Here is a 12,771-nt window from a genome sequence, read left to right on the forward strand (position 1 = left end):
ATATCCAGAACTTATCCAAAGGAATATTATTCTATACTGAAAGATGAGCTTACAAAAATAATAGAAAAGAAACTAAAAGCTTATGTAAAGGATGATGAAGCTGGTGTTAAAAAAACATACCAAAGCCTTAATAGTAAAAAGGAAAGAATTAAAACGATAAAACGTGTATATACTATATCAGTGATTACCATTGTATTTTCATTTGCGTTCTTTTTCCTCTGTCCATTTTATTGTCATATTATATTTGGAGGTCCAACAGTAGATCAGTATTTCTGTTATTCCTTGTTAGCAGTTCCACCTGCTATAATAGCATGTGCAATAGCAGGTATAGCTTTCTTAATAAAGATATACTGTTGGAAAGGTTTTGCAAAGGAAATAGAAGACTTTATAGAAGGACCAAAACACGTAGATAAAGCAACCAACACTGAAAATGAAAAAGAGCTAGAACAAACAGAAAAAGAACAGGATGTGGAAGATTTAATAGATCTTAGCGATAGCGGACAATTATTAACGCCTTCAGCACCACCATTGGAGGAGGAAGTGAAAGAGCGAATGTACCCAATTTTTGATCTTCAAAAGGAGTTAGATTCAATAGAAGTTACCTCTTTTACTCTCCCTAACACTGACCTTACCCAGAAAAAGTAGAGAGGAAGTAAAGAAGTTTTTGCTATGAAAATAAAAAGTTCAGGAATGCAATGTAGAATGTCTACGCTGTTTATTATAAAAAATTTCTATATATTCAAATATTGCGGTGTTGTGAAGTATCAATGAGTATGAGTGAACTAAAAAAGCTCTCTGAAGCAGCATTATCATAACAACAACCTTTGTCTAGAAATAATACTTTTTGTACTCAGTAAAAATTGATAATTTTTAGAGGTGTATTGTGATCCTTGATTGCTATAAGCAGATTTGCGCCTATCAATAGCCATATCTATGCCTATCAACTAAATCTATTATTGCCAACCATCCTTCATTGGTTTTTATGTACGTAAACCCATATCTTGTTTGGTTGATCAGTGGTGAAATTCTGATTCAATATGTTATTTGTGGTTTTAAACCTTCATCTAAGCTTAGCTTGAATGCCATTTTTCTGCATAACATTGTTTTGATTTTACCTAAAGCCTTTAATTCAGTTTAGGAGCTCCGTACCTGCATTGTGATGCTTTTCTTTGTATGAGCTCTTCTCTTATTGTTTTTTTCTGAGTAATCCATCTATACAAGCAGATACGTTCAAAAACCTTCATAATTCCCGTGTTTTATAGCAGTTTTCATGTTCTTTTATAAAAACTCTTTTTGGTTTGCAAAATATCCCAGGGCTTTTTTTAAAATGTCTCTTTCTCTCGTTGCCAGCTCTTTCTTTAAATCAAACTTTTCTTTGTCACAAGTTCCTTTTCCTGGGATTGTATGTTTTTACCCACCTGCTTAGCCGCTAATACCCAAATCTCTTCCTATTTTTGCTGATGATTGACCTGTTTCTTTTTCCAGTCTTCATTTTTGCATTCTGCTGTATGTTCTCTTCTTTTTGTCATATCACACCTCTTTGAAAAAACTTCTTAACTTCCTCTCTACTTTTTCTGGGTAAGGTCACTTCCTCCAGTCCTTGCCTTTATTGACTTGTTCCAGAGCACCTTTTAGGAATACAAAGGATCTCCCAAGTTCACTTAGAATCCATTTCAACACATGACACGGCCTCAGATCCCGATAGAGTGAGTGATAACTTGCCTTGTTGTTACCCTTCATGCTGTCTTCCATCTCATGGAAAATGTCAACCTCTATGTCATAACAAATTTCGGGACTCAATACCTTCACTTTCGTTGCACCCTGTGTTGTCCATTCCATTAGCTTTGATACGCTCGTTACCTTACGCACCATAATGGTCTGTTCTAGGCTATTGGCTAGACTTTGCCTAGGTTGACCAACTGTATTCTAAACGCTTTTCTTGGCGCACACATACTTACCTCACATAACCTATTATAATAATAGCATTTTCCAAATTGGAAGTCAAGAATTTCAGATAACAATAAACTACACATCTACAGAAGTGTCTCTGAATCTTAAGACACTATGCTTTTTATTACATTCCCATAAATTATTGATATACTTAGTAGTTTTCGCTTTAATAACTGCTTGTTAATGGCAGAATGTATACGATTAACTATTTTAGATGTGTTCTTTGCATCACAGTTAATCAAAATAAAAAGCACCTTATTCTCATCAATACATCCTAGAAAATCATCACTACGGCAATTTTGATAGAAATGTTCTATGACAATTTTTAGTGCATCATTTGCCTCGTTACAGCTACTATTTAAGCCTATTATTCCTATAACTGCAGTAATTTGGTATTGAAAAGCAAAACTCAATAGAACATACAACTCCAAAATAGTGGACTCATTGTTTGGTATATCAAACAAGTTGTGTTTTTCATATTTTTTACCCATCAGATATTTATCCCTAAATATTCTTAACTTATGAAGCAGGCTAATGTCACGTATCAATAGCTCATAATTAATCTTGCTATTAGTAAATTGCGTTGTGCAAAAAACTTTTACCTTTGTTTTTATATCTTCTCCTTTAGCGTCAATTAAGGAAAAACCTATCACTTTTGGCAATATATCCGGCAAATCGCGTCCATCTTCAGTATACTCTAAATAGCTTTTCACATCATCGGCTGCTCTTGTACTCAAAATATTGATTAACGGCTTATTAAGTAAATTGTCTTCTTCATATTTTAATAAATCCCTTGCGGCTTGATTGAGTCCCGAGATTAACACGTTTTTTTTCTTATTATCCTGACAAACAGATATCACAGCATCATCTTTCCTTCTTGCAGTTATAAAATCTTCCATACCTTCATTCTATACAACGTGTGTATAAGTATAATAAGATTGTATTAAAATTCATTTACCCATTAATATACTTAATTAGGTATGGATAAACATTATATAACCAGCCACTTCTTAGTAATGAGGTATTGCTTTTCTTGGTAAAGTTAAAATTAAAGTTGGATCTTCGGAACGTTTGATAACTAACTTGACCGGAGAATCTTTAAACCCTTTTGGCAGATTCTTTAACATTTCGTCTGCAAGAAGCTTTTCCTTAGTGTGTAAATAAAGATTTTCTGAATCTAATTGCCGCAAGCTACGTTTAGTAATATAATCTCATATTAAATAAGACTTTACCCAAGTTTATGCCAGACTCTATGTTAGTTTTAACAACTATTCTTATATTCTTCATTTTTACATTGTCGCTTCTTTTTATAAAAAGGATATTTGGATCAACGAACAAGAAGATAATAAAGTCCTTCAGAAAAATTGTTCAGCAGATTAATGTGCTAGAGCCAGAAATGCAGAGCTTATCTGATAAGGAGCTTGCTGGTAAAACCGCGGAATTTAAAAGAGAATTGAAAAATGGAAAAACACTAAATGACCTTCTAATACCTGCATTTGCGGTTGTACGCGAAGCATCGCGAAGATTTCTTGGTATGAGGCACTTCGATGTTCAGCTAATTGGTGGAATGGTCCTTCATAATGGCATGATATCAGAAATGAAAACAGGAGAGGGAAAGACACTTGTTGCAACTTTAGCAGCATATCTAAATTCCTTAGAAGGGAAAGGCGTGCACGTTGTAACTGTTAACGACTACCTTGTAAAACGAGACACAGAATGGATGAGCAAATTATATAATTCTCTTGGGGTTTCTGTTGCGTTTATTACGAATAACTTGACAGATGAAGAGAGAAAAGAGGCTTACAGTGCAGATATCGTGTATTCCACAAATAACGAGCTTGCCTTTGATTACTTGCGGGACAATATGAAATTCTCTCAAGAAGACATGGTTCAGAGAGGCTTTCACTACGGAATAGTTGATGAAGTGGACTCAATACTCATTGATGAAGCTCGCACTCCGCTTATTATTTCTGGCCCAGTTGAGGAAAACAATCAGATATATAAGCATATCAATAAAATAGTGACCAAATTAGTTGACTCTGATTATGAAGTAGATGAAAAAGGTAGGACGGTGTTCTTGACTGAAGATGGTATTTCACGAGTGGAAGAACTACTGAAGTCATATAATCTCATTCCTGAAAATTCTTCGCTTTATGATACCAACAATATGATAATGACTCACTACATAGACCAAGCATTGCGTGCACATAAGCTGTTCACTGCTGACAAAGATTATATAGCAAAGGATGGCAAGGTAGTGATTATTGATGAGTTTACTGGGCGTATGATGGAGGGCAGGAGATATTCCGATGGTCTTCATCAGGCACTTGAAGCGAAGGAGAATCTTGAAATTCAGTATGAAAACCAAACTTTAGCATCGGTCACATTTCAGAATTACTTTCGTATGTACAATAAACTTTCCGGAATGACGGGAACAGCAGCAACAGAGGCAGAAGAGTTTCGTGATATATACAGATTAAATGTAGTAAAAATTCCAACCAATGTACCTGTAAAAAGAGTTGATATTGATGATGAAATTTATGGCACAGAAAAAGAAAAATTTAATGCTGTGTTGAAGTTCATAGAAGAATGCCATATACGCCTTCAACCGGTCCTTGTTGGCACAGTAAGTATTGAAAACTCTGAGAAACTTTCTACACTTTTGCAAAGCCATTCTCTTAAGCATTCAGTATTGAATGCTCGTTATCATGAACAAGAAGCATACATAATAGCGCAAGCTGGAGTACCAGGAAGCATTACTATAGCAACTAACATGGCAGGACGTGGAACTGATATTCAGCTTGGTGGGAATGCTGAAATGATTGTAAAGGTAGAGCTCGAGAAAATAAAAAATGCTGATGAAAGAGAGAAAAAATATCAAGAAATAGTTGAAAAAGTAAAAAAAGATAAGGAAGTTGCTATAAAAGCTGGTGGCTTATGTGTTATTGGAACCGAGAGGCATGAAAGCAGAAGAATAGATGATCAACTGCGTGGCCGTTCTGGCCGTCAGGGGGATCCTGGGCTTTCTAAGTTCTTTTTATCACTTGAAGATGATTTAATGAGGATATTTGGATCTGATAGAATGAGGAGTTTTTTACAAAGAGTGGGACTAAAGAACAACGAGGCTATTCATCATCCATGGATTAATAAAGCACTTGAGAAGGCACAGAAGAAAGTTGAAGCTAGAAATTATGATGTGCGGAAGTCTTTGTTAAAGTTTGATGATGTAATCAACAATCAACGTAAGGTTATTTTTAAGCAGAGAAATAATATTTTAAATAATGAAATCAACGACTTAGTTGAAGTATATAGTGAAGTAAATGAGGATGTAATAGAAGGTATAGTACAAAGTGGTTATTACGAGGATTATGTTGAAGATATTGCCAAAGAATTCGATAGAAGGTATGGGGTAACGCTTAACAAGGAAGCTCTAGAAGAGTTTTTGAATAAACAAGAAGCCTTAGATTATGTAAATGATAAGATACAAGAATTTTTTACTGAGAAAGAAAAATATTTCAATAGTCAACAAACTACAGATTTGTGGAATACGATAGTGAAACAAGTGATGATCATGACACTTGATCATTTATGGAGGGAACACCTTTCGGTTTTAGAGAGCCTAAGACAAAGCATAAATTTGCGTGCCATGGGGCAAAAAGACCCACTGAATGAATTTAAACGTGAAGCTTTTTTGATGTTTGAGTCGATGCTTGAAAAATGGAAGGAACTTACCATTCACCGCCTAGCACACTTTAAGTTGGCAGACAACCAAGAAATAGGCAACAGGTTACACCCTGCTAAAAATATCAGACTTCCCAAAGTCTCAAGAAACGACAAGTGCCCTTGTAACTCCGGGAAGAAATACAAACACTGCCATGGCGCGGTTACTACTGTATTGAATTAGTTGTTACAAGCATGCTATAGCTGCTAATATCAATATCATCTAACTCACTACGTATCCGTTCAGGAGAGTGGCAGAATAAGGTAGACAAGGTAATCTAAAAAGATAACCATAGAGCAAAAGTGAGGTAATGTGGTAAACCTTTTAGAACTTTGCAAAAATTTACAGCAAAAAATAGAAAGGCTGGAAAGAGAGAATGAAAATTTAAAAGCAGAAAACAAGGCTTTAAAGATAGAGAACGCTGAATTAAAGGAAAGGCTCGGTTTAAATTCAAAAAACTCATCTCTGCCTAGCTCAAAAGAGCTATACAAAATAAAAAAGGACAAACCAAAAAGCGAAAGGAATGTTGGCGGTCAGGTTGGGCACAATGGCAATTATCGCGCTAAAATGAACGCAGATGAAGTGGTAAAAGTAGAGTTGTCATCTACTTGCGAATGTGGAGGGGAGATCGCAATATACAAGAAACCGTACATTCACCAAAAAGTTGATCTTCCGGAAATCAAGCCTTATGTAGTGGAATATCAGCTGGAGCAAGGTCGTTGCCGGAGATGCGGGAAAAGGAGAAGCAGTAAGTTACCAGAAGGTGTTACGTCAGATACATTTGGACCAAGGGTTAAGTCAATAATTGCAGCGTTCAGCGGGTTTTACAAAAATTCAAAACGCGAAATAGCGAGTGTCGTAAATGATATCTTCAATTTGAACATAAGCGTCGGTAGCATATCAAATAGTGAACATAGAGTTGCTTCAAAATGCAAAAAAATGTATGAGCAGATCGAACAAGAAGTAAGTACAAGCAAAATTCTTCATATCGATGAAACCAGCCATTACAATAAGGGTAAGCTTGGTTGGTGCTGGATGTTTGCAAGCAATGCGGCAAGTTTTGTAAAATTTACAGAGTCAAGAGGAATGAAGGTTTTACAAAGTAGTAAGTTCTGCAATCGCAATAGCTTAGTAGTAACTGACAGATATGCAGCATACAACTACTTTGCCGATAAAAACAGGCAAATCTGCTGGGCACATTTATCAAGAGATTTTGAAAGGTTAGTGCATAGTTGGAACATCGAAGTCAAAGTTCTGGGCTGTTACTTAAGAAACGTAGCTACTGAATTATTTGCACTGAAAAAAGCTTTACTAAAAAGTGAAATAGACGTTTTAAGATTTACTAGACGTGCCAGAAAGTTGCGAAAACGTACAAGGTATTACTTGAAGGAGATATTCCACTTACCTGAAGCAATAGGAGCTTCTCGAGTTGCAAAAAATATTTTGAAATCTGAAAGAATGATGTGGAATTTTTTGAATGATTCAGAAAACATTCCATTGACAAATAATCATGCTGAACAACAGATACGACACTATGTCGTTTACCGTAAAAATTCATATTTTACCCAATCACAGCGAGGAAACACATTCCTTGAGAGGATAATTTCATTATACTTAACTTGGAAACAAAGGGAGTTAAACCCTTTTCACAATCTTCTATCTATCGTTTCTCACACCGCTTAGCTGAACAGATACCTCACTACTCAATGAGTACTCTGATACTCCATACGCAACCTCATAGTAAATTCCACCGATTATTAGTGCAGATACTATACTAATATCAACTCCTGACAGTAAAGATAACGTAGTAACGTGAACAAGTGCTATTAGAACCCCAATAGCAACTGTAACACCTACAATAACTCCTGCTTTTTTTGCTTTAGGCGGGAGTGTTAAATAAACTGTGTCAAACCACATTTTTAGCTCAACTGAATTTTCAATCTGTTAGGAAAGAAAATATCAAGCTGAGAAATAGTTAATGCCCAATTAGGCAAAGCCATGACCCATTTTTGCTCTACTTTTTTTATAGCACAATATACCTGTTTGTACAAGGCGTTTGTGTTGGTAAATGAGCCTTTGGTCTTAGTAAATTTTCTGATCTGCCTATGCAGCCCCTCAATAGGATTAGTAGTATAAATTAACTTTCTAACTGGACCTGAATACTTGAAATAACTGGACAAATTTTCCCAATTATTCTGCCAAGATTTTACAACTAACGGATACTTTTCGCCCCATTTTTCTTCCAGCTCAAGCAAATAATTTTCAGCAATTTCTTTACTTGTAGCACGATATATTTTTTTCAAATCATTCATAAAAACTTTCACATCTTTGCTAGATACATATTTCAATGAATTTCTTATCTGATGCACTATACATAGCTGTACTTCTGCATTAGGAAACACATTATTTATTGCTGTAGGAAAGCTTTTTAGTCCATCTACACAAGCTATCAGAATGTCCTCTATACCTCTCTCTTTTAGGTCATTTAATACACCCAACCAGAAGTTAGCTCCTTCGCTTTCAGCTAAATAAAAGCCCAGTACTTCTTTTTTACCATTTTGGTCTATGCCCAATATATTGTACATACATTTACTTACACAATGCCCATCCTCCTTGACCTTAAAAAACATGCCATCCATGAACACTATCGGGTATACAGATTGCAGTGGGCGACTGCGCCATTCATTGATTATCGGTAGCAATTTGTCGGTAATACTTGATATTTCTGCTGCAGATATTTTGTGATCATAAATTTCCTCAACATGTGACGCTATATCTCCATACCACTGGCAAATGTGCTTAAGACCTTTGCTTCAAGTTCGGGATGTAGGCTTGTTTGTCTTTTTCTAACTACTTGAGGTTCAAAGCTTCCCTCCCTATCTCTTGGTGTTAACAATTCAAATGAGCCTGCACTTGTACGTAAAGTTTTTCCCATTTCTTCGATTATTTTCTTCGCTTTCACCAGACAAGTGGTGTTCTATTTCACCTTCCAGACTTGCCTCAAGCAGCTTTTTTATAAACGGTGTCATCTCTTCCTGTTAGCGGTCTTCCTTCTCGTATAGACGACAGGTTTCTAATTCTTTATAATCTACCAATCCGGTAGTTTTATTTACTTGACTCATGTCAAACCTCCGTTTTTTTATATCAATTATATTTTTATTTCTTGGTTTGACACAGTTTATTTAACACTCCCCTTTAGGCCTGTGAATAAATGATGGATCTGCGCCACATTCTAGTAAAAGTTTTGCTGTTTCTGGATATTTACTACGCCAAGCATAATTCAAAGGAGTATGTCCATCTTTATCTTGTAGATCGATATTAGCTCTATTTATTAGTAAAAGTCTTACCGTACTTGTATATCCACATTCGGCAGCATAATGCAAAGAAGCTCTTCCATCTTTATCTTGTATATTAATATCTGCTCTTTTCTCTAATAAAGCTTCGATTACTCGTGTACAATTGTGGCAAGCAGCATAATGTAAAGCAGTCAATCCATCTTCGCTTTGTAAATCAACCTTTGCTCCTTTTCTTAGTAAGACTTCTACTATTTGCGTATGCCCATATGCAGCAGACTCATGTAAAGGAGCTGCGCCATACTTAATTTTTATATCGGTCTTTGCCCCGTTTTCTAGAAGATTTTTTACTGCTTTTATACATCCATGTCTAGCAGCAACACACAAAAGAGTTTCTCCTTGATTCATGAAGAGCTTTAGTAATTCCTCATCATCTTTAGCTAATTTACTTAATATAAAATCCTGTATAAATAGATGATTTATATCAAATTCGCTTTTTTTCCAATCATCATATATAAGTTGATTTCTTTTCTTTAGCTCATCTTTAATTCTATCAATTAAATTCTCCTTATTTAGATCTGGACTACTGTTAACCTCTTCTAATATTGCTTTGAACATTGATACTACCTCTTAGCACAAACTAGGGAATTTCATCATAGTGTATAGTTGATGTCAATGAAAATTTAAGAAAATATGGTAGGATTTTTATTTTATGACCCAGTTATTACAATATCAAACCAGCAGCCCCTCTTTTCAGATTCCAGCATAAAGTGCTGGAATGATAAAAAAGGGTGTAATTACTGCTCTTTACTGTTTGTATCGTTTTCAGCAAAAGCTTCCTCCCATGTGCCTTGAGTTGCTGCACGGCTATACTCTGTTACTCTATTTTCAAAAAAATTCGTATGTTCCACGCCATTTAGTATTTCATCAAGCCACTGAACAGGATTATCATTAACATCATATATGGACTCAAGACCTAATTGCATTAACCGTCTGTTTGCTACGTAGCGTATGTAATTGCGCACTTCTTCTGCGGATAGTCCTTCAACGTCTCCGAAATCAAAAGCAAGCTTTATGAATTCATCCTCAAGTTCAACGATGGTGCGACATGCAGAATATAATTCCTCTTTAAACTCGTCGTCCCAAATTTCATTATTCTCTTTAATAAATGTATTAAACAACATGATAATTGAATTGGTGTGCAAAGTTTCATCACGGGCTGACCAGGCAATTATTTGTCCCATGCCTTTCATTTTTCCAAAGCGTTGAAAATTGAGCAAAATTGCAAATGATGCGAATAACTGCAACCCCTCGGTAAATGCACCAAACACTGCTAGAGTTTTAGCTACATGTTTTTTATCGTGTTTTTTGCTTTCCTCGAATTCTAACATGTATTCATACTTCTTTCTCATAGCATCATACTTTAAGAATGCTTGATATTCACTTTCTGGCATGCCAATCGTATCTAGAAGGTATGAATAGGCTGCAATGTGTATAGTCTCCATATTGGAAAAGCTTGCAAGCATCATACATACTTCTGTTGGCTTAAATATATTTGAATAATGCCTCATATAGCAGTTATTTACTTCAATATCTGCTTGAGTAAAAAACCTAAAAATCTGGGTTAATAAATTTTTCTCCACATTCGAAAGTTTAGTTTTCCAATCTTTCACGTCATCAGCAAGCGGAACTTCTTCAGGTATCCAGTGTATCCTTTGTTGCTGGAGCCATGCATCATATGCCCAAGGGTAATTAAAAGGCTTGTATATTGGATCCGATTCTAATAACGACATAAGACACCTAATTATCTTTGAAGTAAATACTATATTAAGCGATATTAGTCAATTTAACTTTTTGAAATTTGACGGCAGGTAATTTATTAGTGTATTATAGCTTCGAGTGATTTATCAACAAAAATGCGAGCATTAATATCTTTTATTTTATTATTCACAGTGAGCTGCACACACACTATTCATAATCGCGGAGTTCCTGGCATTAATGTTGAACTGTGGAGCAAGATAAAAGTAGGTGATGATAAAGAAAAAGTGGTTCATACTTTAGGATCACCAACATTAGTATCAAAGTTCGATGAAAACGTTTGGTACTATGTCTCATATAAAATTAAACAAGCTAATTTCTTGGGAAAAAGGAAGTACAGCAGTAAATCTCTGCAAATTTCGTTCGATCAGAGCGGTGAAATTACAGATATAAGAGAAGTCAACGTTGCAGAGAGGTCTTTAACCGTCATTTATTGAAAACTTGCTAGTTGTGCTGCCCGTTTTTTGCCGCTTGAGTACTGTCATCGAAGAATCGCATGGAAGTAGTTTGAGTAATGTGAAAAGTTTATTTTACCTATTTAGAATAAAATCCAATGTGACTTCGCGCCAAATGTGATGGTGCTCAGCAGGCAAGCCAATTAACGGGCTACATTTATATACTGCACGCATTGCGTTATCTGCTATTGACCTAAAAAGTGGATGATTTTGATAGGAAATACTGTCTGCTATATTGGCCACAATGACCTCACCTTTATTGGATAACAATAAGTTAATTTTTATACTAAAATTTTCCTTATAAACTATGCCTTCAGGAATGCTCCAACACTCTGTCAGCTTGTCCCTTATAGAGTTAATAATTTCTGTTACAACTAACTCATCCTTTTTGCTTTCAACGGTTTTTTTGTCTCTTATTTCATTTTTTGCCTCTTTGATATCCTCTCCTAGCTTTCTCTCTACACCCTTTTTTCTTTTTGGAATTGGAATACCCTCATCAATTTCTTGCATTTCAATAATTTGCCTTGGTTGCGCGTGTTCAACTAATCCTTTTTTCCTTTGTGGTATAGGAATAACTGACGTATCATCGGTTTGGGCTTTCATTGAAAAAAGCAAAAAACAACATAGAGACAAAAAAAGAATATAATTAAAATAGAAAAAACGCATATGTCGAGCAGCTTATTTTACTGGTTTAAAGCTAATATTGCACGTAAAGTCAATATATTTCAGTTGACTTAACCAAATTTGCCGTATTAACCTTATATTTCTATATGGTCAATATACTCCAAATGAGATGGAAAGATGAAGGTGTTATTATAGCTGCTAAAAAATACGGTGATAGAAATTTAATTCTTTCTCTATTTACAAGAAATCATGGAAAGTGCAGAGGATTAACTAGATTAACAAACAATAGCAACTATAAATTTCAAATAAGTAATTTATTACATGTAGAATGGAGTGCTAAGTTACCTGAAAATCTAGGTTTTTTAAAGTGCGAGTTAATTGAATCTCCATTCCATCATTTTTTTCAAGATAGGTTAAAAAGCATTGCTGCTATTTCTTTTTCCTCTATCTTAGAAAAAGTCCTTCCAGATAGTGAATCCTGTACAGAGTTGTATGACAATTTTAGACACTTCATCGATGTAATTAAATACAATAGCCAATTTTGGCAAAGCTATTACCTTAACTTAGAGCTTCTGCTTCTTACGCAACTTGGATTTAAGTTAGACCTATCAAAATGTGCTGTAACAGGTGTGAAAGAAAATCTGCAATTTATTTCTCCAAAAACTGGTAGAGCAGTGTCGAAAAAAGCAGGCGACTGTTATGCAGATAAACTACTACCTTTTCCACAAATGTTGCATGATGTATACAATAACACCCTACAAAACAGCTACTCATATCAAGAATTTAGACTAGGACTGAAAATTACAGGGCATTTTTTAAATAAATATCTATTTTTGCAGTTAAATGTGAAATTTCCAGAGTTGAGAAATTTTATGCTATCATTTGAATCTGAGTCACCACCTCTTTGAAA

General features: G+C 35.1%; 11 protein-coding genes and 3 pseudogenes. 5 read left to right on the top strand and 9 right to left on the bottom strand.

Translation table 11 applies throughout. The features are described from left to right. A pseudogene (locus tag wVul_RS09390) lies at positions 1–645 on the top strand (hypothetical protein); the annotation flags it as partial. 39 nt (positions 646–684) lie between these two features. Here wVul_RS09390 and wVul_RS10530 read toward each other — a convergent pair. The 4 genes and pseudogenes from wVul_RS10530 to wVul_RS08785 form a co-directional block, all read right to left on the bottom strand. Next, positions 685–1,529: pseudogene (locus wVul_RS10530) on the bottom strand (transposase family protein). 55 nt (positions 1,530–1,584) lie between these two features. Next, positions 1,585–1,872 carry a hypothetical protein gene (locus wVul_RS04670; protein ID WP_238580405.1) on the bottom strand — a complete coding sequence of 96 codons (288 nt, stop codon included), beginning with the start codon at positions 1,870–1,872 and terminating at the stop codon, positions 1,585–1,587. A 182-nt stretch (positions 1,873–2,054) separates the two neighbouring features. Further along, positions 2,055–2,849 carry a hypothetical protein gene (locus tag wVul_RS04675; protein ID WP_047759380.1) on the bottom strand — a complete coding sequence of 265 codons (795 nt, stop codon included), beginning with the start codon at positions 2,847–2,849 and terminating at the stop codon, positions 2,055–2,057. 111 nt (positions 2,850–2,960) lie between these two features. Next, positions 2,961–3,140 (bottom strand): hypothetical protein, encoded by a 180-nt coding sequence (locus tag wVul_RS08785; protein ID WP_153295581.1) that lies wholly within the window; start codon positions 3,138–3,140, stop codon positions 2,961–2,963. Positions 3,141–3,202: 62 nt separating this feature from the next. Between wVul_RS08785 and secA the strand changes: the two genes are divergently transcribed. Beyond that, positions 3,203–5,854: a preprotein translocase subunit SecA gene (gene secA / locus wVul_RS04680; protein WP_458694597.1), complete on the top strand. Its 2,652-nt coding sequence runs from the start codon at positions 3,203–3,205 to the stop codon at positions 5,852–5,854. A 129-nt stretch (positions 5,855–5,983) separates the two neighbouring features. Continuing rightward, positions 5,984–7,354 (top strand): IS66 family transposase, encoded by a 1,371-nt coding sequence (gene tnpC, locus wVul_RS04685; RefSeq protein WP_047759252.1) that lies wholly within the window; start codon positions 5,984–5,986, stop codon positions 7,352–7,354. Here tnpC and wVul_RS04690 read toward each other — a convergent pair. The 4 genes and pseudogenes from wVul_RS04690 to wVul_RS04705 all read right to left on the bottom strand — a co-directional run bounded on the left by wVul_RS04690 (position 7,328) and on the right by wVul_RS04705 (position 10,757). Continuing rightward, complete coding sequence (locus wVul_RS04690) at positions 7,328–7,588, bottom strand: hypothetical protein (protein WP_047759382.1); 261 nt, start codon at positions 7,586–7,588, stop codon at positions 7,328–7,330. The genes tnpC and wVul_RS04690 overlap by 27 nt on opposite strands. 2 nt (positions 7,589–7,590) lie before the next feature. Further along, a pseudogene (locus wVul_RS04695) lies at positions 7,591–8,793 on the bottom strand (IS256 family transposase). 60 nt (positions 8,794–8,853) lie between these two features. After that, on the bottom strand, positions 8,854–9,582 hold the full coding sequence (locus tag wVul_RS04700; protein WP_153295583.1) for an ankyrin repeat domain-containing protein: 729 nt from the start codon (positions 9,580–9,582) through the stop codon (positions 8,854–8,856). A gap of 179 nt (positions 9,583–9,761) precedes the next feature. Next, positions 9,762–10,757, bottom strand: coding sequence for a ribonucleotide-diphosphate reductase subunit beta (locus tag wVul_RS04705; protein ID WP_047759383.1), 996 nt, complete (start codon positions 10,755–10,757; stop codon positions 9,762–9,764). 123 nt (positions 10,758–10,880) lie between these two features. Here wVul_RS04705 and wVul_RS04710 point away from each other — a divergent pair, with 123 nt between their 5' ends. After that, the gene (locus tag wVul_RS04710) at positions 10,881–11,219 is read left to right on the top strand and encodes an outer membrane protein assembly factor BamE (protein WP_047759384.1); all 339 of its coding nucleotides are present in this window, start codon (positions 10,881–10,883) and stop codon (positions 11,217–11,219) included. 93 nt (positions 11,220–11,312) lie between these two features. Here wVul_RS04710 and wVul_RS04715 read toward each other — a convergent pair whose 3' ends face one another. Beyond that, positions 11,313–11,903, bottom strand: a complete 591-nt coding sequence (locus tag wVul_RS04715; RefSeq protein WP_179943856.1) for a hypothetical protein — start codon at positions 11,901–11,903, stop codon at positions 11,313–11,315. A gap of 122 nt (positions 11,904–12,025) precedes the next feature. Here wVul_RS04715 and recO point away from each other — a divergent pair, with 122 nt between their 5' ends. Beyond that, a complete protein-coding gene (gene recO, locus wVul_RS04720) occupies positions 12,026–12,769 on the top strand; it encodes a DNA repair protein RecO (RefSeq protein WP_047759486.1) in 744 nt (247 codons plus the stop codon). Positions 12,770–12,771: the final 2 nt, after the last annotated feature.

The organism is Wolbachia endosymbiont of Armadillidium vulgare str. wVulC, from assembly GCF_001027565.1.
GTDB lineage: Bacteria > Pseudomonadota > Alphaproteobacteria > Rickettsiales > Anaplasmataceae > Wolbachia.

What these genes read in the sequence shown, in the direction of transcription:
- wVul_RS04670 (WP_238580405.1), bottom strand. Translation starts at nt 1,872, where the DNA reads ATGGTGCGTAAGGTAACGAGCGTATCAAAGCTAATGGAATGGACAACA.
- wVul_RS04675 (WP_047759380.1), bottom strand. Translation starts at nt 2,849, where the DNA reads ATGGAAGATTTTATAACTGCAAGAAGGAAAGATGATGCTGTGATATCT.
- secA (WP_458694597.1), top strand. Translation starts at nt 3,203, where the DNA reads ATGTTAGTTTTAACAACTATTCTTATATTCTTCATTTTTACATTGTCG.
- wVul_RS04690 (WP_047759382.1), bottom strand. Translation starts at nt 7,588, where the DNA reads ATGTGGTTTGACACAGTTTATTTAACACTCCCGCCTAAAGCAAAAAAA.
- wVul_RS04700 (WP_153295583.1), bottom strand. Translation starts at nt 9,582, where the DNA reads ATGTTCAAAGCAATATTAGAAGAGGTTAACAGTAGTCCAGATCTAAAT.
- wVul_RS04705 (WP_047759383.1), bottom strand. Translation starts at nt 10,757, where the DNA reads ATGTCGTTATTAGAATCGGATCCAATATACAAGCCTTTTAATTACCCT.
- wVul_RS04710 (WP_047759384.1), top strand. Translation starts at nt 10,881, where the DNA reads ATGCGAGCATTAATATCTTTTATTTTATTATTCACAGTGAGCTGCACA.
- wVul_RS04715 (WP_179943856.1), bottom strand. Translation starts at nt 11,903, where the DNA reads ATGCGTTTTTTCTATTTTAATTATATTCTTTTTTTGTCTCTATGTTGT.
- recO (WP_047759486.1), top strand. Translation starts at nt 12,026, where the DNA reads ATGAGATGGAAAGATGAAGGTGTTATTATAGCTGCTAAAAAATACGGT.